General features: G+C 46.2%; 13 protein-coding genes and 1 pseudogene. 8 read left to right on the top strand and 6 right to left on the bottom strand.

Features of this window, described 5'->3' with window-relative positions:
- Positions 1 to 242: 242 nt before the first annotated feature.
- The 6 genes from ACFI32_RS08405 to ACFI32_RS08380 form a co-directional block, all read right to left on the bottom strand.
- Positions 243 to 1,235, bottom strand: a complete 993-nt coding sequence (locus ACFI32_RS08405) for a MetQ/NlpA family ABC transporter substrate-binding protein (protein ID WP_462626086.1) — start codon at positions 1,233 to 1,235, stop codon at positions 243 to 245.
- 176 nt (positions 1,236 to 1,411) lie between these two features.
- Entirely contained in the window at positions 1,412 to 2,098 is a 687-nt protein-coding gene (locus ACFI32_RS08400) for a methionine ABC transporter permease (protein WP_462626085.1), read from the bottom strand.
- 18 nt (positions 2,099 to 2,116) lie between these two features.
- On the bottom strand, positions 2,117 to 2,887 hold the full coding sequence (locus ACFI32_RS08395; RefSeq protein WP_462626084.1) for a methionine ABC transporter ATP-binding protein: 771 nt from the start codon (positions 2,885 to 2,887) through the stop codon (positions 2,117 to 2,119).
- Positions 2,888 to 3,149: 262 nt separating this feature from the next.
- Entirely contained in the window at positions 3,150 to 5,132 is a 1,983-nt protein-coding gene (locus tag ACFI32_RS08390) for an ATP-binding protein (RefSeq protein WP_462626083.1), read from the bottom strand.
- Positions 5,133 to 5,233: 101 nt separating this feature from the next.
- Positions 5,234 to 5,956, bottom strand: a complete 723-nt coding sequence (locus ACFI32_RS08385; protein ID WP_462626082.1) for a response regulator transcription factor — start codon at positions 5,954 to 5,956, stop codon at positions 5,234 to 5,236.
- Between the two features lie 278 nt (positions 5,957 to 6,234).
- The gene (locus ACFI32_RS08380; protein ID WP_462626081.1) at positions 6,235 to 7,572 is read right to left on the bottom strand and encodes an HlyD family efflux transporter periplasmic adaptor subunit; all 1,338 of its coding nucleotides are present in this window, start codon (positions 7,570 to 7,572) and stop codon (positions 6,235 to 6,237) included.
- A 491-nt stretch (positions 7,573 to 8,063) separates the two neighbouring features.
- On the opposite strand from ACFI32_RS08380, the gene pilG reads away from it, so the two are divergent.
- From pilG to ACFI32_RS08340, 8 genes and pseudogenes are all read left to right on the top strand, one after another.
- Entirely contained in the window at positions 8,064 to 8,444 is a 381-nt protein-coding gene (gene pilG / locus ACFI32_RS08375; RefSeq protein WP_462626080.1) for a twitching motility response regulator PilG, read from the top strand.
- Between the two features lie 122 nt (positions 8,445 to 8,566).
- Positions 8,567 to 8,929 carry a response regulator gene (locus ACFI32_RS08370; protein WP_462626079.1) on the top strand — a complete coding sequence of 121 codons (363 nt, stop codon included), beginning with the start codon at positions 8,567 to 8,569 and terminating at the stop codon, positions 8,927 to 8,929.
- Positions 8,930 to 8,932: 3 nt separating this feature from the next.
- Entirely contained in the window at positions 8,933 to 9,463 is a 531-nt protein-coding gene (locus tag ACFI32_RS08365; protein WP_462626078.1) for a chemotaxis protein CheW, read from the top strand.
- Positions 9,464 to 9,808: 345 nt separating this feature from the next.
- Positions 9,809 to 11,014 (top strand): annotated as a pseudogene (locus tag ACFI32_RS08360) (methyl-accepting chemotaxis protein); the annotation flags it as partial.
- Between the two features lie 202 nt (positions 11,015 to 11,216).
- Positions 11,217 to 12,164, top strand: a complete 948-nt coding sequence (locus tag ACFI32_RS08355) for a CheR family methyltransferase (protein WP_462626077.1) — start codon at positions 11,217 to 11,219, stop codon at positions 12,162 to 12,164.
- 145 nt (positions 12,165 to 12,309) lie between these two features.
- Entirely contained in the window at positions 12,310 to 19,401 is a 7,092-nt protein-coding gene (locus ACFI32_RS08350) for an Hpt domain-containing protein (protein ID WP_462626076.1), read from the top strand.
- Positions 19,391 to 20,380, top strand: a complete 990-nt coding sequence (locus ACFI32_RS08345; protein WP_462626075.1) for a chemotaxis protein CheB — start codon at positions 19,391 to 19,393, stop codon at positions 20,378 to 20,380. Before ACFI32_RS08350 ends, ACFI32_RS08345 begins: the two co-directional genes overlap by 11 nt.
- A gap of 60 nt (positions 20,381 to 20,440) precedes the next feature.
- Entirely contained in the window at positions 20,441 to 21,022 is a 582-nt protein-coding gene (locus ACFI32_RS08340) for a hypothetical protein (protein ID WP_462626074.1), read from the top strand.
- Positions 21,023 to 21,134: the final 112 nt, after the last annotated feature.

Below are 21,134 nucleotides of genomic sequence, written 5' to 3'. Positions count from 1 at the left end.
ATAAGAAAAACAAGATCCAAGTGATAGGGCAACTGACGCTTTTATACAAAGGGCACACAGGTTGTAACGTCATTTTTAGTAACCCGTAAGTGGCTCAGCAAAGGCAAAACCACAACGAATATGCATATTTGCCAAAAAATACACGCCATAAAAAATGCCCATCACCAAGTGGTCATGGGCGTTTGCGGTCATCAGAATACCTAAGATGACATATTCATGTTAGGCATCTCACAGGTAGCTGATTACTGAGCGGCCGCTTCGTCAGTAGGTGCTGCAGCCTCAGTGGCAGGCATATCCATCTCAGCATTCATGTGGGCGCTGTGGTCAGTCCCCCATACTTTTGGATACTTATAACCAGGGAAGGTTTCATGCGCGTATTTTTTGAACGCGTCTGAGTTGTACGCCGCATTCACATCTTGTACCCACTTGGCATCTTTGTCTTCGGTTTTAACCGCTGACCAGTTGATGTACGCAAAGCTTGGCTCTTGGAATAGTGCGTCAGTCAGTTCGATACCCGCATCAGTCGCGTAGTTACCATTGATTACCGCAAAGTCCACTTCGTCACGAGCGCGTGGCAACTGCGCTGCTTCTAGCTCAACGATGTCGATGTCGTATTTGCTGTTGTCAGCGATATCGGTTTTTGACGCGGTCAATGGATCAACATTGTCTTTAAGCTTGATCCAGCCAAGATCTTGCATCATTACCAACGCACGGGCAAAGTTACTTGGGTCATTGGGCGCAGAAACGCTCATACCTTTGTAAGCCTCATCCAAGCTGGTTTTTTTGCCTGAATAGATCCCCAGCGGTGCGGTAGGTACTTGGAAGACTTCAACCAGATCCAAGTTGTTTTCTTTCTTGAAGGTATCAAGATACGGCTTGTGCTGGAAGATATTGATGTCGAGGTCGCCTTCGGCCAATGCCAAGTTCGGACGTACATAATCTGTAAACGGTACCAATTCTACTTCGTAGCCTTGGGCTTCTAGTGAGCCTTTGACTTGGTTGCGAACCATATCCGCAAAGTCGCCTTCGGTCGTACCGATGATGATTTTGGTATGGTTGGGATCGATATCACCAGTGGCAGCCGCGCTCGTCTCGCCAGTAGCGGCTTCGGTGCTTGCGGTTTCAGTAGTGGCTTCTGGCGCAGATGAGTTGCTGCAGCCAACCAAAACCATGCCTGATACACCGACAGCTGCAAAAGCGCTGGCCAACTGACGGCTGATATCTGTAAGTTTCATAAAAAATCCTTAGTCAAATGTGGGAAATGAAAGTGAGCCATTAAAAAAGCAACATTCACAAATCGTAATGCTACTCTATCAATTTAAATACAACGTATTTTTGATACAGTGCGCTATATAATAACCTGAAATATATTCAGATAATAACGTAATTGCTGAAAATTATTTAGTTTATTTTAACGCTTATCCAGTCGCGTTGCCAACCAGTTGCCAAAGGCTTGAATCGTGATGACCATCAACGATAGCATGATCACAATAAAGATCATTACCTCGGTTTGGTAGCGATAATAACCGTAGCGAATCGCCAAGTCACCCAGTCCGCCGCCGCCGATCATGCCTGCTGCTGCTGAATAGGACAGCAAGCTGATACACAAGATAGTGACAGATAAGACCAGTCCCGAGCGTGCTTCATTAAGCAGCACTTTGATGATGGTAAAGGGACGTGCCCCCATCGACTCTGTGGCTTCAATGATGCCGCGCGGTACTTCGCGCAGGTTTTGTTCGACCAAGCGCGCAAAATAAAAGGAACCTGCAATTGCCAGCACGAGGGACGCGGCAATTGGGCCGATGCCTGTACCAACGATGGCCTTGGTAAAAGGGCTCATGGCAATCATCAAAATCACAAACGGGAATGCACGCATAAAGTTGGTGATACCGCCAAGTAAGGCGTACAAGGTTTTGTTTTGCAAAAACTGTCGATCGCTAGATAAAAACAAAAATATCCCGAACAGGCCGCCGATGATGATGGCCACTGTCGTTGAGATACCCAGCATTAAAAAGGTATCCAAAGACGCTTGCCAAATCTCTTTGCGCAGCGTCAGCAGTTTGTCTATCGAGGCAGATAATTCAGCACCAGTTAACATCTTTTCTCTCCTGCCTGATTAGTCTTCTTGCACCAAACCTTGGCCAATCGGGGTAGTGGCCTGAATCAGACCGTCTTGAATATCTGCCACTTCAAGCAGTGCCCCTTGATGCAGCAGTGCTGAGCGGTGGCATAATCTGCGAATCACGCTCATCTCATGGGTTACAATCACGATGGTGACACCCAGTTGCTCATTGATATCACGTAAGCATGTGAGCAGACTACGGGTAGTGGCAGGGTCGAGGGCGCTGGTGGGTTCATCAGCCAGTAGCACTTTAGGACTGGGAGCGATGGCGCGGGCAATACCCACACGCTGCTTTTGGCCGCCAGACAGCTGTGCAGGATAATGGCCGGCGCGATCGGTCAAATCAACAATCTCAAGACATTCCATCACGCGTTTATGAATATCACGGCTTGGATAGCCCGAAACCGTCAAATTAAAGGCCACATTGTCAAATACGGTGCGATTGGTCATCAGGTTAAATTGTTGAAAGATCATACCAATATTGTGTCGTGCCACACGCAAGTCACTGGCGGATAGCTTTGTTAAGTCCACACCATCAATGATTACTTGGCCGCTCTCGGGCCGCTCTAGCAGGTTAATCAGACGTAGTAAGGTCGATTTACCCGCTCCTGAATACCCCATCAATCCAAAGATTTCACCCTGTTTTACAGATAGCGATGTCGGCTCAACGGCAGTGAACCAATGCGGTTTGCCATTTTTATCTTTGATAGAACGGTCGCTTAAAAAGCGCTTGGTCACATTGTTTAGGACAATCATGTCACTCATGGAAGGCTCAAAAGGTCATAAATATTTTAGCGGTTATCAGACAGTCACCTATGCGCAGCAGTCAATAAAGCCGCCAGCTGCGAATAACCTGACAATAAGGGGCGATAATATAGCATATTATTGATTGTTTTGGATATGCACATCCATGACTGGCTAATGCTGCAAGCGCATTACGCTACTGAAGAGAAGGCGATGTCAATACAAAATGCACAGACAAAAAAATAGACCGCCTTTGGTGCGGTCTATCCGTTGTTTTATACCGTTAATCGTGATGATGATGGTGCGGGTTGTGGGTGACAGGAATAACCACCAAAAACCGCGTGTGACCGTTGACTGTATCAGTAGTAATGCGTCCTTGATGCGCGGTCACGATCTGTGAGACCAGTGACAGCCCCAGACCTGAGCCTTTATTCTTTTGCTGCAAGCGTACAAAGGGGCTAAAGATTTCTTCACGTTTGTCTTCGGGAATACCGCCGCCTTCGTCGATGACACTCAGTACCACATACTTGGGTAAAGGCCGCTCAGGTTTGGCTTTTTTAAGATGTTTTGTAAATAGGCCTTCTTTGCGTGACATATTGCCATTATCTTTGGCTATGTCGTTTTTCTTATTGGCTTTACTGGTCGTGTTGCTGGACTCATTGCTGCTTTGAGTCGCTGCATCAGGCGCTTCGCTTCGCTCAGGTACGGCATTCCAGCGAACTTTTTTGATTTTACCGATCCAGTCAGCGGTGAATTTGTCATAACCGCTAAGCCGTACATCGTCAGGGTGATAGGCAGAACTGTTTGTTTGTGCATTATCATTGGAAACAAGCGCCTGTTCAGGCAGCGTGCCGCTCGTATCATCAGACACATCACTGAGGTTAAGCCGCTCACCATTACGGTATAACGGCGGTGCTGGCAACGGCTCAGTTTCTGCTGGCTGATTTTTTGGTACGGAATGACTGGTATTGGGTTTGAGAGCACCCTCTTGCGCCACCAGCTCAGTCGATACCAGTGCCAAATTTTGCTTGTTTGTGTCAACATGACCATCATTAAGATGATCCAGAACAGCCAGTTGCAACAGATAGTCAGGTATGTTGCCAGCGTCGTCCAGTGTTTGTGCCCCATAGAGCAAAATTGTGACAGGTGGCACACCGTGGAGCATGGCATTATTAAGCAAATTGCGAATCAGGTGCGTCAGCAGTGGCGGCTGACCATCGATAATCACATGCTTGCCAATCAATGTGGCTTCAGGATAATGCTGCCGTTCTTGGTTGACCAAATCATACAGATCCACTCGCTCGACTTGCTGCATAGCATGTCCTGCATCTAAGCGGCTGACCAAGAGAATACTCTCAACCAAGTCATTCAGACCCGCCAAATCGCGGTTGATGGCTTGTGCACGTTTGTCAAACTTGGTTTTGGTATCCGCGGGCAGGGCGCCTGCCAACATGTCCATCATTTCAATCTGTAACCGAATACGGGTGATGGGGGTGCGCAGCTCATGTGACGCATGAGCCAGCAATAAGTTGTTGGCGTTAATGAGATGCTCAATTTTTTGTGCCGCTTGGTTGAACCCACGCGCCAATGAGGCGATTTCATCATTACCACGACTGTTCACCCGTACGGTAAAGTCACCATCACCCAGTTGCCCCATTTGCTGGCTCATTTGGTTGATACGCCACGTCATCGAGCGCGCAATCCACCACAGCACTCCTGCCATGATGATCAGCAGTAGTAATGTGCCCGTAAATAAGTTCAGCGCAGCAGAGAGGACTGGTTTTTTGGGCGGTAAACGTGATTCATATAATAAGGTATAACCGGTACTACTGTAGACTTGGGCTTGCTGCTGTACTGGCGGCACATCTACAAAAGAGGGAAAGACACGCGCGAGCCATGAAGGCGTTGGTGGCAAGGTGCGCGGCAAATCACTATTGTCCGTCTGCATCAGCAGATGACCCTTATGATCATAAAGCCCCATTTTCGCTTGTAGTGACTCATCAAAGATATCAAAGCTTTTTTTGACCACAGCTAACATAAAACGGGACTGCAAGCGATTGTCATCACTGATGGAGGCATTCAGCTCATCCAAAAAAGGATCAATCTGGCCAAGGATTTGTGTGGCCACGACTTCTGAGCGGATACTGGCATCTTTATCGTGCACCAACTGGGTGAGCAGCACCATTGCCACAGCAAATAAAATCAACGCCAGCATCACGCTGGCAAACAACTTGGCAAATACGGAGCGAAAACCCAATTGCGGCATTAAACCATCTCTATTATCAGACGCGAGTACAGGCAGCTTGGTAACGATAGGTGTGATATACCCATACCAAGTGCCTGCTTAGAAATAAAACCTATTAACGATCAAATTTGATCAGTAGCGAACTGATAGCCCACGCCGCGTACGGTGATGATGCGCTTGGGTTGACGCGGGTTGTCTTCAATCAGTGCGCGCAGGCGTGAAATATGGACATCAATGGCGCGGTCGATATTGTCTGAGCTGTCGTCATTGGGCATGGCTTGCCATAGCTGCTCACGGTTGAGCACTTTTCCAGAATGGGTGGCAAAATAATGTAAAAGCTGAAACTGATGCGTGGTCAGACGCACAGGCTCGTCATCAATAGTCACTTCATGACTGTCTGGAAAAACGCTCAGACGACCAAAGGTTAAGCTATCAGACTGGTTATCTGCTTGGTTGGGCTGCTCATGGCGGCGAATCACTGCACGAATACGGGCAAGCAGCTCACGTGGCTCAAAGGGCTTAGAAATATAATCGTCTGCCCCCATCTCCAGGCCCAAGACACGATCTGTGGTGTCACCCTTGGCAGTCAGCATGATAATAGGCACTTTGTTAGTGATATTGTTTTTATTACCACGGATTTTTTGACAGACCTGCATACCGTCCATATCTGGTAACATCAAATCAAGCACCACCAAGTCAATATCCCGCTCTTTGGTGTCTAAGATATCCAGCCCTTCTTGTCCAAGACCTGCATGATGCACATCATAATAATTCATGGTCAAATAATCGCTGATCAATTCAGCCAAATCTGGATCATCTTCAATCAATAAAATCTGCTTGCTCATGGTAAGTCCTCTAATTGTTGTCATTATGGGGTGTTCAGTTTTTCAGGATTAATCAAATAACGCGCTCAAAATCATATATTTTGCCGTATTTAAAGTTGCAATATTAGGTGGTTCTCAGCAATAAACATAAGGTCAATGCGGCGGCTCATGACACGGCTATCATACCAGTAGCGTTATTATAGCCATAATGCCTAACGATGATGTTATTGTACAAGACACCCTTTGTTAATATTTCTATACTATGTAACTGCTCATCGTTAGCCCTGCGTGTGAAGATATCAAGATATAACGACTTTTTTACCTGCTGACTCAATTGGTAGGTCGGCTAAGCAAATCAAGCTGTCATTACTGATACCAGCGATTAAGTATTGACCCGTACTGGGATTGTATTCAATCACTTCAACAGGCTGGCGAGTCAAGCGCTGATCTTGTTTGATGATCCAAACGTTGGCTTTTAGGGGTGACAGGGGTTGATAAGGTGGTTTTTGTAACTCAGATAGGTCGACATCGTGAATGGCGCGCTCAGGAACAATGGTACCAACTTCAATTTGTCCATAGTTGACCCGTCCGATGACGTGCATCTGAGGCATCAGGGCATCTGTCGTGCCTTCTTTTCTGATGACATGAACGTAGACAGCCAACTGATCAGCCCGCGCACCTGCCAGTAAATGGCTGATTTGGCCGCTAAAGGTTTCTGAGAGTTGATCCGTACTAAAATTGACCGTTTGACCGACTGAGAGCTGTGATTTAGCTTGTATAGGCAAAGCGGCAACAAAGCGCAAGTCAGTATCGTCGCTCAAGCTCAGTAGTGGATCATGGGCTGCAATTTGCTCACCGTCTTCGACATAAAGATCACTCACGCGGCCTGTGAACGTCGCCCGAACTATGGTGACGCCCATACCGCTGCCAGTGGCTTCAGTAACGGTACTGGCTACTGGATCTTGAACCCGCTTTTTGTGCTTGGTTTCTGTGGTGATGATGTCATCCTCAGCGCTGACCTTGTCTTCTGGACTGAGCTCAGAGATGACGACCAACGCAGCAGCGTCATATGACTCTTGGCTCAGGGGTTCTGTTTCAATGATTGGCGTTGATATTGGGCCATCTGTTGGGGCAAGGGTAGCCTGTTGCGTTTCTTCTGATGTCGGTGTCGTTGACGCCTCATTAGGCTCATGTTCATCATCGTTTTTGTTGCCAATCTCATTATCACTATCCTCGCCATCGCTATCTATTTGTTTATCTGCCGCTTTAGCTGTTGGCGCTGCTGCGCGTGAGATGAGCAAGAGCGGGGTGCCTTTTTCTACCCATTGGCCTTTGATGACCAGCACCCGCTTGACCAGCAAGCTTTGCGCTGCATCAAATTTTGCTTGCTTGATGGGCTCTAGTGTTCCTTCCAGCCCTAAGCTTGGCTGATAACGAGAGGACTTAAGATTCAAAATATAGTCCTGTGCCATAGTAACGCTATCCTCGCCGATCACCATGGGCGAGTCGGTAACAGTCTCTTCACCTGATGCCACCTCTTGCGTATTTTTAGGGGGCTGACAGGCCGTGATTGTACTGATTGCGAGCAGCACGACAAAAAGCCGTTTGCGCCTGTGACCACTTGTCCAAATCTGCATACGCATCACCAACACTCATCATTACCAATATAAAAATGATTATATAGAGAAAGGGCGTTCAGCGCGACAGTGGCAACGTTACAGCGTTGTCTCTCAACCATGATTACAAGTCTTTTGTGTGAAAGCGCTGGAAAACCGTTACGTAGTATGCTAAAACAAGCATAAAGTACGGCGTTGATACATAAGCGTTACAAAAACAAGCCTTTAGTCGTATACTACGTCACAGATACGAAAGTATATATCTATAGGTAAAATCGTCCAATTAACAGTTTTTGGTAAAAATGATCAATAAAAATGCGGTAATAATAGTGATTTAACCCGTAATCTATCTATAATTTTTGCTATGATTGAAAGACGTGGTGACGGTTATGATTCGTGCCAATAGATGATGATAGTCGCCAAAGAAGTGTGTAGCGTAATTTTGGTCTTGCAACGCTTTGGTTAATAATAATTTGTGTGACGCATAAACAGTCGTTTATAGGATAATACCAATGGAAAATAATTTTGATGGACTAAAGGTCATGGTAATCGATGACTCAAAAACCATTCGCCGTACTGCAGAAACACTACTGCAAAAAGCTGGCTGTGAAGTGGTCACTGCCATTGATGGCTTTGATGCCCTTGCCAAAATCGTCGATAACAATCCGGATATCATCTTTGTTGATATCATGATGCCGCGTTTAGATGGCTATCAGACTTGTGCCTTGATCAAAAACAATCCTGATTATGCCAACAAACCAGTGATTATGTTATCTTCAAAAGATGGCTTGTTTGATAAAGCACGTGGCCGTATTGTGGGCTCTGATGAGTATCTCACCAAGCCCTTTAGTAAAGATGAACTGTTTAGCGCAATCAATCAATACCGCACTTAGTAATGATGGGTGTGATGAGGTTGTCACCTAGTAGTAATACTGGCCAGTAAACAGAATGCATAGCAGACCATCATGAGCAGTAGTTGCTATAGTCGATGCAATCAATAGTAAAGGGGATATTCATGACAACTGTATTAGTCATTGACGACTCGCCATCTGAAATGGCGAAGTTTCGTGACATGTTAGCCAAAAACAACTTTAAAGTGTTAGAGGCTTCAAACGGTGAGCAAGGCTGCACAATGGCGACTGACCACCTACCTGATGTGATCTTAATGGACGTGGTGATGCCTGAGATGAATGGCTTTCAAGCCACTCGCAAAATCACACGTGGTAAAACAACTTCCCACATTCCTGTAGTGATCGTTAGCACTAAAAACCAAGAGACAGACCGCGTTTGGGGCAAACGTCAAGGGGCAAAAGAGTATTTGGCCAAGCCTGTCGATGAGTCTCAATTGGTTAATATCATTCGCAGTGTGACGGAGTAACTTGTGGCTTCTAGAGGGTTCATTGAGTTACTGCGCTTAGCTGATCTGGCCAAATCGCGCAAATCAGGTCGCCTTGGTCGTGAGAGTACAGACTGGCGCGGTGTGGCCTTTGAAGTTGGCGGTCAGCGTCTGATCGCACCGATGGGTGAGGTGTCTGAGGTATTAATGATGCCTGAGTACACCAGTATTCCATTGGTGCAGCCTTGGATGCTGGGCATTGCTAACGTGCGGGGCCGCTTGTTACCCCTCACCGATCTGGCCAAATACTTACATATACCGGGGCGCGCGCGTCAGCTTAACCAGCGCAAGGTCATTGTGATTGATCACGAGTCCATATTTGCAGGCATTGTGGTCGATCGAGTGCTGGGTATTGAACAGTTCTCAAGTAGCCAATATCGCGCAGAGGCCATTCATGTCGACTCACCATTTGCCCCTTACAACCATGGCAAGTTTTTAAAAGATCAGCAGGACTGGTTTATTTTTATGCCAAGTCTGCTGGTACAAGACCAGCGTTACATTGATGCTGCAATATAATCGGCTACAAGAATCGCTTTGTCTCGTCCATTGAGTACAGAGCATCAAGACTGGCATGCTACTGTGATATGTCGGCATCATACAGGCTTTACTTTTAACTGATCACTAGTTTTAGATCAAGAGTAACGTCAATCACGATATGACCTAGACGACCGTTTGGAAGGAATAAACACAATGAGCGATACCAAAAGCTTTGCCAATGATGCCAGCATCAGCAAGCCTGTAGCCACAGAATCAGAAAATTTGTGGGGCAAGATACTGGGGTTTTTTGCCTTTGTGAGCGTAGCCAGTTTGCTGTGGCTACTTTTTGATGTTGATCATGACGCCTTAGCGCGTGGCAATGTAGTCATCCCAGGCGTGCTATTTTTGCTCAGTATTTGTGGAACGTTGTATGCTTTTTATCAGCTGTTTAAGCAGCGCGGGTCATCTGAGCGGGTATTGATTGAAAAAGAGACCTTACGCCGCCGCCAAGAAGCGGAAACGGAGTCAGAGCGCGCCCGTCAAATTCAAGAAGAAAACGAGCGTAACCAGATGGCCATTTTGCGACTGCTCGATGAGCTTGGTGACTTGGCAGAAGGTGATTTGACCGTGAACGCAACGGTATCAGAGGATTTTACGGGTGCGATTGCTGATTCGGTCAACTTCGCTATTGACCAACTGCGTCAGTTGGTATTGGTTATTAACAGTACTGCCGACCGTGTTTCTCAGTCATCAGAGCAAACGCAGATGAACGCAGTAGAATTGGCAGAGGCTTCTGAACATCAGGCTCAGGAAATTGCCGGTGTATCGGCTGCGATTAATGAGATGGCAGTCTCGATTGATCAAGTTTCTACCAATGCGACAGAATCGGCGGCCGTTGCTCAGCGCTCGGTTGCCATTGCCTATAATGGTGCGGATGTTGTACAGCGCTCCATTGAAGGCATGAACGTGATCCGTGACCAGATTCAAGAAACCTCAAAGCGTATTAAGCGTTTGGGTGAATCATCACAAGAGATTGGTGACATAGTAAACTTGATTAACGATATCGCCGATCAGACCAACGTCTTGGCACTAAATGCGGCAATTCAGGCATCGATGGCGGGTGAAGCGGGCCGTGGTTTTGCTGTTGTTGCCGACGAAGTTCAGCGTTTGGCAGAACGTTCAGCCAATGCCACCAAGCAGATTGAAACTTTGGTAAAAACCATTCAGGCTGATACCAATGAAGCCGTCATGTCTATGGAATCAACCACCTCGGAGGTGGTTCGCGGTGCCCGCTTGGCAAAAGATGCCGGTGAAGCGCTAGAGCAGGTGCAGAACGTTTCTAATACATTGGCTGAGCTGATTCAAAATATCTCAAACGCTGCTCAGCAGCAGGCCGATTCGGCAGGCCATATTTCAAACACTATGAATATCATTCAAGACATTACGTCGCAAACCTCATCAGGCACGATGGCAACGGCACGTTCGGTAGGTGAGCTCAGTGAAATGGCAGCTGCGCTACAAGAGTCGGTAACGGGCTTTAAACTGTCTAATGATGATGAGCATCTGCATCATGATTATGATGCTTTGTAGAATATCTTGTAAGTAGGCGTGTTGGTTTTTAACATATGACTACAAATGGCCGCCATCAAATGGATGAAAACCATAAAAGGTAAGTGAGACATAACGCAGATCGTATCTATCACCACTGACTATAGTAGGCCATGTGTACAAACATACCCAACAAACCTATTTTCAGCAGCGTCACCGAATGATGAATTCAAATGAGCTGATAATGAAAATGAACAAACCAGCAGGCGGCAGTAGTGCCTTCCCAGTTGCACAGTGGCAGCATTACATTGAGCAAGAAATCGGCTTTGTTCTACCTGATGAGCAGATCCAGTGGTTAATCAATGCAGTCAGTCGCACGGCAGCAGAAAATAAACTGTCAATAGAGCAACTGTGGTCGGTCGTACAAAACGATAGTGTACTGCGCCAGCAATTACTCGACACGGTGCTGATTCCTGAAAGTCGTTTTTTTCGTCATTTGCCATCTATACAGTTTGTTACTAGTTTGGCCATGGCTGATGAACGTGCGGGGCCACAGCCAACAAACCGTAATCAACCTTTTCGAGTTTGGAGTGTTGGTTGCTCTGCAGGACAGGAAGTGTGGTCGCTAGCCATGTGTATGGCGACAAAAAAGCTGAGGAATTACCATATTCTAGGGACGGATGTGAGTCAGCAAGCACTGATGGTGGCAAGAGCGGGCGAATATGATGGCCGCCAGCAGCACTTGGTTCCACCAGCTTGTCAGGCTTTTATAGAACCGCTAACACTGCGACAGTCGACTAACAGTCAAAGTCCTGATGCTTCTTTGTCTAGTAATCATGTTGTACATCCAGAACCATTTAGTGACCAACCTGATTCTTTGTTTCAAAGTGAACCGCCGTTATCTCGCTGGCGCGTAAGTACTTTACTACGTCAGCATGTTGATTTTGTTTGGCATAATATTTTTATCCCAACGATGCCAACCGACCATTTGCAGCAAGTCATCATTTGTCAAAATGTGCTGATATATTTTCGTCAGTTTGATCAGCGTGATATTTTAAATAGGCTTGCCGCGCAGTGTGATGTTGGCGGCTATATTATTTTAGCACCAGGAGAGGGTCTATTTTGGCAGCCTAAGAATATGCGTCGTCTCAATCATGTTCAAGTAAATGGTTGGCAAAAAATCGCGCCTTGAGTGATTGTGTTATGCTCAAAGCAAAGACAAATAGCGTTACTATATCTATTGATGGCCGCAGTGGCACAACAACTGATAACCATCGATCACGATTGCAAGTTAGTATGGCCGTGTGGATTAACGATAAACGAGTTAGGATAATCCTATGAAAAACCAGCCCAATGAAATGGTGACGCTTGAATGGCTATTGCCAATACTGAACCAGCAGCTATCACAACTGTCTGGTGGCTGGCAGGGTGCATTGATGCCTAGTGATACTGAGCCAATGGCAGAACAGTATCATCAGATCAGCGGTGCCTTGGTAATGGCCAATTTGCCTCAATTGAGCACGCTTGCTAACAAACTCAGTTTGCTTTCAAAAATTCATGCAACAGACCCTATCGATGAGGCGCTTCGGCGTCAGGCTCAGCTTGCCCATCAGCTCTTAGGGCATGAGCTAGAGCAATACGTGCAAACAGGGCGTTATCGTAGTGCCATCATTGCTAAAACCATTACTGGTTTAGTGCAAGCGGCAACGCAGTCCATTGAACAGTTGCCAGCAGAGCAGCAGGATATCTTCAAGCAAGACATCAGTAATGAGCCTGATACGGTTAAAGCGACCAAAGCAATCAAGCAGGATGTGCAAGTCGAAGTACCATCGATTCCAGATGCTGAGCCGTTACAGAAAAAACAATACGAGCAAATTTTAGCGATATGGCGTCAACAAACCCAAAGTTTACTGAGCACCAATAGTAACGACAAGCGTCCACTCACCATGCTTAAAAAAGCCAGTAATTATCTCTGGCAAACCATGCATGTAGCCGTTCAGCAGCGTCTATGGTATATCGTTGAGATGTGGCTGAGTAATTTGGCACAAAACAATCATCCGTTGCCCTCCCAATATGCCTCTATATTGACACAGTTAGAGCAAATCATTGTGTCTTATGTACAGCAGTTTGAACAAGTCGATAGCGAACAGCTTTCACCTGATATGATCGAAGGCTTGATTGTTGATATCTATATTCACTTAAGTGGATTGACGCATATCAGTGAGCAGGCGCAGACACTACTGAGTCATTTGCCGCAGACTGCGGATGCCACATTGCGATTCTTACCTCGTATATTAAGTGAGCTTGAGGCGATTATCTTTGCACTCGAAGATGCTGCCTCCTTGATTGAGCCGTTAGAAAAGGTACAGCACCAGCTGGATATTCGGGGCTGGAAGCTCTATCAGGCTCAGATAGAGCAGGTATTAAAAGACGTCAAACAAAGCGTTGACTCTGAAGAACTATTTGCACAAATGAAATGGCAAATCGAACGCCAGCTGCAGGAGTTGTACAGCGCGATTTATCAGACAGAGCAAGCAATTCGTACGAAAATTGGCGCGGCAACCACATTTGCTGCCCAAGATGATGTCAATCAAGCAGCCAATTCAAACACACCTGAATCTTCTACTAACGATGAGGCGTTACGCGAATTGCGTATCGCTGTTGAGAACGTCAAACATCATTTTAATGATTATGTCCAAAGGCAACAAATTTACCTATTGCCAAGTGCGGATGCTTTCTTAAACATAGGTCATGCATTTGAAGAAATGGGCTTACCTACCGCAAAAGATACCGTGGACAAATTGGGCGCTTTGTTTGCAAAAATTATTGATCAAAATATCAAGGTTTTGGGCTGGAATCTGACCCAGGCTTTGGCAGAGGGCTTATCTGCTATCGAGCTGCTTCTGGACTATTTGGCGCAGCAGGTATTCGATGTGCCCCTGTTGGCACAAGCGGATAACCATATTACCAAGGCAGCACAACTACTCGATGGCTTAATTCATAACCCTGACGACGCCATGCAAGATATGAGCAGCTATGCTGCGCCAACTTATCGTGCCAGTAATGTGCCGCGTTATGACGATGCTGGCGAAATCATGCCAGAGATTGATGATCAAGACCATCATGCTACTGAAGATGATAATGTGAACTCAGACGATAGCACTGATAAAGTTACAAACACGCATACAGATAAGACGCAAGAGCAAGATAGTGATGCGCAAAACGTCGATGGCACAGATGCTAATGAGGAACAAGAAGGAACTGTACTCTCAGCTCACGTGAGTGAACTGCTGTTAGCCGCACGCAGCAAGTTGAAACCTGATAACTTTGAAACTGATGATGAAATTCGTGAAATCTTCACTGAAGAAGCCGAAGAAGTGGTTGAAACTTTAGAGGACTTCTTACCTGTTTGGCATCAAAACCCACAAGACTTAACCCCACTGACCGAAGTACGCCGTGGTTTTCATACCCTCAAAGGCTCTGGGCGTATGGTCGGTGCTTTTAGTATCAGTGAGATGGCGTGGGCTATTGAAAATCTATTGAATCGAGTGCTTGATAAAACATTGCCTGTCACCAATGACGTGGTCAAGCTGGTGCTACAGACGATGGCTTATATTCCTACGCTGGTAAGTGACTATACAGCGAAGGATGAACCCAGCATCGACCCTGCCATTATCATTTTACACAGCGATAATATATTGGCTGGGCGCGATTTTGATGATGGAATTACTGTAATTACAGAGACAGAAGCTGAGTTGCTCGCTGAAGACAGCCTGCATGAAGACAGCGGGTATCATGACCAACAAGAAGCCGATCATAAGGCAGCTGCGAATTATGGTGACGTGGATCTTGGTAATGAGACATCGGTGACGGCTCAGGCTCCTGTAACTACTGCAGGTTCAGGCGATACTGATATACCTGATACGCTGGTACCATTTATGGCGGACGCAGCTGAGCTGCCAAATGACAGTCAAGATGCTGACCCTGATATCAAAGAAATCTTTATTGAAGAGGCCGAAGAAGTTCTTGAGGAAATCGTACCATTGTATGAACAGTGGCGAGCTGATTATGAGTCTTTAGAGCTGCTTTCTGATATTCGTCGTGGCTTCCACACGCTGAAGGGTTCAGGCCGTATGGTCGGTGCTAATCATACCGCTGAATTGGCATGGTCGATTGAAAATATGCTCAATCGACTGCTTGACCGTAGTGTGTCTGTGTCAGCAGATATCGTGGCACTGGTAGGAGATGTTCTGGCAGCTTATCCAGATCTGGTTTCCGTATTTGAAGAGGCAAGTGAAAACTACCCTGAAGTAATGAGCTTATGGGTGGCATGCGCTCAAGCGTATAGCAAGCAGTTGGGTGATGGCTTTGATTACCCAGTACTTTATGCACAGTGGTGTGGAGAGAGTGATATCGTTCCATCGTCATCGCTTGTACCAACGAGCGATAATGAAGCGGAGGCCTTTGATAGCACCTTAGAGACGATGAATTCAGTTAATGAAATTATCGCTGAAACGCCAGTCATGCCGATTTCGCAAAGCGCCGAAGAACAAGCATTTTGTGAAATTTTCGTCGAGGAAGCACAGACATTGCTCGACAGCATCAATGATTTTGTACGTGATAATCAGGATCGTTCTCAGGTAGAAGTGAACGATGAGATTGTTCGTGCCTTTCATACCTTACGCGGTGCGTCAGGATCCAGCGCGTTGGTGGCAATTAGTGATGTCAGTGGAACCATCGAAAAAAGTCTAGAGCATCTGCAGCAAAATGACACGTCGATGAATGCACAGCACTTACAAGCACTCAAGCAGTCGGTTGCATTGATAGAAAGTCACTTGTTGGCTTATGAAAAACATGTGCAGCATCACGTACCGCTGGATGACATGAACACACAAAATGAGCAGGATTTGGCATCATTACAAGTAATGCTGGATGATCCTGATTATCTATCAGACAGCAATAGCAGTCATCTGAATGTGGTTTCGTTGCTAGATGTCAACATTGATGCGCTATTAGATGGTGAGTGGCAGTTGGATACAGCGCTGAGCACGCCCGACCTTGCCGCTATAGAACACTATGCCCAAGGTCAGCTTGTGCAAATCACACGTTTGAAAACTCAAACGGCTAGTTCACCCAAGTTCAACTTGATTTTAGAGGCATTAGAAGCCGCTTATCGTTTGATCGAGGCAGCACCCGACGCTGCGCATGACAGTGTGCTGCAATCGTTACTTACCAAGGCGCATAAGCAGCTCATTGGTCTGTTCGATGCGCTTGCAGGCAGTATGTCGCTAAAAATAGACCGTCAAGTGGTGGTCGAGCTACAAGAATGGATGACGCATTATACGGATAGCTTGTCGATGGATACGGCAGCTGAGCAGAGCGAGTCAGAGGCCTCAACATCAAGTACGGCGCCAGTAATGCCAGATCATACACCAGCAGATGTGCCAGTAGCTGAGGCGGCAGTAGCGCCAGTAAAAAGCACGCAAGCAGCGGAACTAAAGATTGAGCGTATTGAGACAGATATTGAGCTTTTAGAGATTTTCTTAGAAGAAGCGCAAGAGCTTGATAACGCCATCACCCAATCGTTTAACAAATGGCGTGCTGATATTTACAATGTGGCGACGCTAAAGATACTACAGCGCCATCTGCATACGATCAAAGGCGGTGCTCGAATGGCGGGCATCAGCAGTATTGGTGATCTTACTCACGAAGCTGAAAGTATTTATGAAGCTTTTGTAGAAGAGCGTTTTGCTCCAACTGAGCAGTGGCTCATCATCATGCAGATGGTGCAAGACACGCTTTCGCTCCAGATCGATTATGTCATACGTTATCAAGAGTCCTTCTTTGCTGATGAACTGATTGATCAGCTCAAAGCGTTTATCAAAATGGATACGCTGCCAGAATCGGTGACTTTGATACTACCTGCGCTACAAGGTCAAGGAGATACTGAGCAAGCCTCAACGTTATCTGATGACATTGAAGACGACAGTACATCACTGATGAGTATTGAGTCGCTTGTTGAGCAGTCTTGGACAGATGGCTTACCAGATCCTGATATTTTAGAGGTCTTTTTAGAAGAAGCTGATGAGCTGATTGCCAGTAGCAATAAATATTTGCAATTGTTTTTGAGCAATATCAGTGATGTTGTGGCCTTGCAGGCACTACAGCGTGATTTGCATACCATTAAAGGTGGCGCGCGGATGATTGGTGCTACTGGTATTGCAGATTTGGCGCACCAGATGGAAACGGTTTACGAAGAACTGGCAATTCGCCGTCGCCCAGCAACCAAAAAAATATCGCAGTTATTGGTTGCCTGCCATGACTGGCTTGCTGACGCAATATTCATCCTAAAACATACCGTCAATGCGTCAATGCCTACTGCCTTAATCTCAGCGCTACAACAGTTTGTTAAAGACCCTGATAGTCTCAAGCAAGTGCCAGTTCAATCACTGCAGTCACAGTTGAATGTGATTTTAGCCAATGTCACCAAGCAGTCAGCCGTACGCGGCGTTGAGGATATCAGCAAAATGCCTTCGATGGAGGGTAGCTTTGCGATGCAAGAGCAAGGTAGCAGCAGTAGCAATGAGATGATCCGTATTTCTAGCAATCTTGTTGAACATATGATCAACCTATCTGGTGAATCAGCCATCAACCGTGCGCGTATCGACATGGGTATGAGCAGTTTGACCAACAGTATTGAAGAGATGGGCACGACTGTACAGCGCTTGGCTGATCAGTTACGCCGTATGGAAATCGAGCTCGAAGCGCAGATTTTGTCTCAAATTGATGACGAAGAATTGATGCAAAATGAAGGTTTTGATCCACTAGAGATGGATCAGTATTCCTCTTTAAATCAGTTGTCAAAATCGCTGACCGAGTCGGCGTCGGATTTAATTGATATTAATGGCACCTTACTTGAAAAAACCCGCGATAGTGAGAATTTATTGCTACAGCTGTCACGGACACAAGCGGAGCTACAGGACGGACTGATGAATTCGCGGATGGTGCCTTTTGCGCGCCTCACGCCACGTCTTGAGCGTATCGTGCGTCAGACCGCGAACGAGCTGAACAAGTCGGTTGAGCTGAGCATTGTTAATGCTGATGATGAAATGGACAGAACCATTCTTGAGCGTATCACCTCACCTCTTGAGCACATGCTGAGAAATGCGGTCGATCATGGTATTGAAGATGTGCAAGACCGCCTGAATGCAGGCAAAGATCGCAGTGGTCATATCCGTTTAGAGGTGCTGCGTGAAGGTAGTGAGGTGGTGATTCATCTCACTGATGATGGCCGCGGTATCAATGTTGATGCCGTACGTGCTAAAGCCATCTCGCAAGGTTTGATTGAGGCGGGTGATAATCTGTCTGATATTGAAGTGATGCAGTATATCTTTAACGCAGGCTTGAGTACAACCAAGCAAGTCACGCAGATATCTGGGCGCGGCGTTGGTATGGATGTGGTGATTAGTGAAATTCGTCAATTGGGTGGTGTGGTATCGGTCAGTTCTGAGCGTGGCCAAGGCTCGCGCTTTACCATGCGTGTGCCGCTTACCGTTGCCATCTCTGATGCCTTGGTCGTTCGTGCTGCCGATCGCTATTATGCCATTCCTTTGGTACAAATTGAGCGTGTGGTACGGATCAATCCAGAAGAGCTTTATGACTACTATCGCTCAGGGCGTGCGACAATGCAGATTGAGGACGCAAACTACCGTGTTCGTTACCTCAATGAGATTTTAACTGGTAGTAAGCTCAATGAGTTGATTGTTAATACCAATAGTAGTCTGCCAGTTATCATTGTGAAAAATCGTGCAGGGCAAAATCTGGCATTACAAGTGGATCAAATTGCAGGTTCGCGTATTGAAGTGGTGGTTAAACCGCTTGGCCGTCAGCTCTCTCATCTTGATGGTATTTCAGCAGCGACCATCATGGGTGATGGTTCGGTAATGTTGATCTTAGATTTGATCGTGCTACTACGTAATGCACCAACTCTAAAAGATGTTTCACAGACCGGTAAGGTAGAGAGTCAGTCGAGTGATCGACAAACGACTGTCTTGGTGGTAGATGATTCAGTGACGGTACGCAAAGTTACTTCACGCTTCTTAGAGCGTCAAGGTATTAAGGCGATGGTAGCTAAAGATGGTATCGATGCGATTGAAATCCTGCAAGAAACTGCCCCTGACTTAATTTTGCTGGATATTGAGATGCCGCGTATGGATGGGTTTGAGGTGGCTTCACAGATCCGTCATAATGGGCGCTTGCAGCATATACCGATTATTATGATCACCTCAAGAACGGGTGAAAAGCATCGAGAGCGTGCATTTGAGCTGGGTGTGAATGAATATATGGGTAAACCTTTCCAAGAGAACCAATTACTTGATAACATTCAAAACCTACTGGGTATAGAAATAAGTGCAGCACATGACGGATGAGACGAAGAGCAAGCTTCACGATAAAAAATATCACAATATTACGGTATTAGTGGTGGCTGAAAACCAGCATCAGCGGCTGGCATTTAGTGATACAGTACGTAGCTGTGGGTTCACGTTGGTTGACTGTGTCACTCGTGAGCAACTTAGCTCAAAAGCACTCAATCATAAAATTGACCTTTGGCTGATTGATAGTGACTACGATGATAATGTGGCAGACGCGATTGCTCAGTCAGAATCAAAAGCGGTGTTGGTAGGGTTCAATCAAGCGCCTTATCTCAATGCCGCGCAGCACTATGCCAAATGGCAACGTCAGCTAAAGCGAAAATTGGCTCAGATTTTAGAGATACCCAGTTTGACCGTCACGCCAACCTACGATAAAAGCCAAGAACAGTGGCATTATGTTGTGTTTCTAGGGGCTTCTATGGGTGGTCCAAGCGCGGTGAAAGCCTTTTTGGACAATCTATCTCCTGAGCTGCCTATTTGTGTATTGTTGGCACATCACTTCAACCCAAGTATGGTACAAACCTTGCCACGTGTGCTCAATCGGCATAACAAGTGGCGTTGTCAGTTGATTACGACGTCACAGCGTCTGCGAGCAGGGCATTGTTTGATCGCTCCCATCAATCAGCAAATTGTTTGCGATTCTCAAGGCCGTATTATTTTATCTGATAAAGCATGGACGGGCAGTTATAAACCAGCCATTGGTCAAATACTCAAAAATACCAGTGATGCCTATGGTAGCCGGCTCGTGAGTATTGTGTTCTCAGGAATGGGCAAAGATGGTTCGCAGTATTTGGACACTATTCAAGAAAACCACAGTCAGATATGGGCTCAAGATCCCAACTTGAGTACCTGTCCAAGTCAACCGCAAGCGATTGTCGACTCGGGACATTGCCAGTTTGTTGGCAGTCCTGAAGCGCTCGCCCAGCGTCTGACAGACTACATTAGCGAAATGACCACGGTATCTTACTCGCTATAGTATTATTAGCTGTGACCTTTACTCTTTATTTTTATTGTCTTAATGGATGGTGAGCAACTTATGAGCCAAATTCGAAAGCATACCTTTGAAGCGGTCAGCCTATTGACCGCTGAAAACGGTACCTTGGAGGTGACTGTCATTCCTGCGATGAATCAGCCAGACTGGCTAGTGCCTACTAATCTGATTTTGAGCGTTGATGATTATGATGAGCGCATTTGGACGTACCTCTGGCAAGACCAAGAAGTGGCAGTATTTCATCTGCTCCCTAGGGGGGAGACGCCAGACAAGCTGGTCGTTTTAGAGGGTAATACTACGGTGCATCGTTTGGCGCTACAAACGGTAGGGGAGCTGCAAAATATACAGGTGCGTATCTCTGAGGTGCGCGATGCTGAGCTGCCAGAGGAGTATGTTGATACGGCGCTGCATAATAAAAAAGATAACCTAGAAAAGAGCAAAAAATTCAATATCTATCAGCAAGTAGGCTCAGACTCAAAAAATAACAATACAGATGCAGTTGCAGAAGATTTGCGAGAAAATGTTGTGCTATCTTATTTGCTTCAAGCAGTCACCATCGACGATACGTTTTATATGATACCTGATTTGGATCTGATCGCGCATAAAATGGTTGATCTTGACAGCTGATGACTGGCTGCTTTGACAATAAAATGATTGCCTCATGGTGCAGACGTCTTGGGGTTTAGAAAATGTGTGGTATCGCCCATAAGTCATTTGATCGATAGTATAGGGACACGTC

This window comes from Psychrobacter sp. PSi21 (assembly GCF_054960615.1).
The sequence above is the reverse complement of the archived record's forward strand: the minus strand, read 5'-3'. Positions and strand labels throughout refer to the sequence as shown.

Excerpts from the sequence above, each read along its gene's own strand:
- ACFI32_RS08400 (WP_462626085.1), bottom strand. The coding sequence starts at position 2,098 with ATGTTAACTGGTGCTGAATTATCTGCCTCGATAGACAAACTGCTGACG.
- ACFI32_RS08385 (WP_462626082.1), bottom strand. The coding sequence starts at position 5,956 with ATGAGCAAGCAGATTTTATTGATTGAAGATGATCCAGATTTGGCTGAA.
- ACFI32_RS08405 (WP_462626086.1), bottom strand. The coding sequence starts at position 1,235 with ATGAAACTTACAGATATCAGCCGTCAGTTGGCCAGCGCTTTTGCAGCT.
- ACFI32_RS08355 (WP_462626077.1), top strand. The coding sequence starts at position 11,217 with ATGAAAATGAACAAACCAGCAGGCGGCAGTAGTGCCTTCCCAGTTGCA.
- ACFI32_RS08390 (WP_462626083.1), bottom strand. The coding sequence starts at position 5,132 with ATGCCGCAATTGGGTTTTCGCTCCGTATTTGCCAAGTTGTTTGCCAGC.
- ACFI32_RS08345 (WP_462626075.1), top strand. The coding sequence starts at position 19,391 with ATGACGGATGAGACGAAGAGCAAGCTTCACGATAAAAAATATCACAAT.
- pilG (WP_462626080.1), top strand. The coding sequence starts at position 8,064 with ATGGAAAATAATTTTGATGGACTAAAGGTCATGGTAATCGATGACTCA.
- ACFI32_RS08370 (WP_462626079.1), top strand. The coding sequence starts at position 8,567 with ATGACAACTGTATTAGTCATTGACGACTCGCCATCTGAAATGGCGAAG.
- ACFI32_RS08350 (WP_462626076.1), top strand. The coding sequence starts at position 12,310 with ATGAAAAACCAGCCCAATGAAATGGTGACGCTTGAATGGCTATTGCCA.
- ACFI32_RS08395 (WP_462626084.1), bottom strand. The coding sequence starts at position 2,887 with ATGAGTGACATGATTGTCCTAAACAATGTGACCAAGCGCTTTTTAAGC.
- ACFI32_RS08380 (WP_462626081.1), bottom strand. The coding sequence starts at position 7,572 with ATGCAGATTTGGACAAGTGGTCACAGGCGCAAACGGCTTTTTGTCGTG.
- ACFI32_RS08340 (WP_462626074.1), top strand. The coding sequence starts at position 20,441 with ATGAGCCAAATTCGAAAGCATACCTTTGAAGCGGTCAGCCTATTGACC.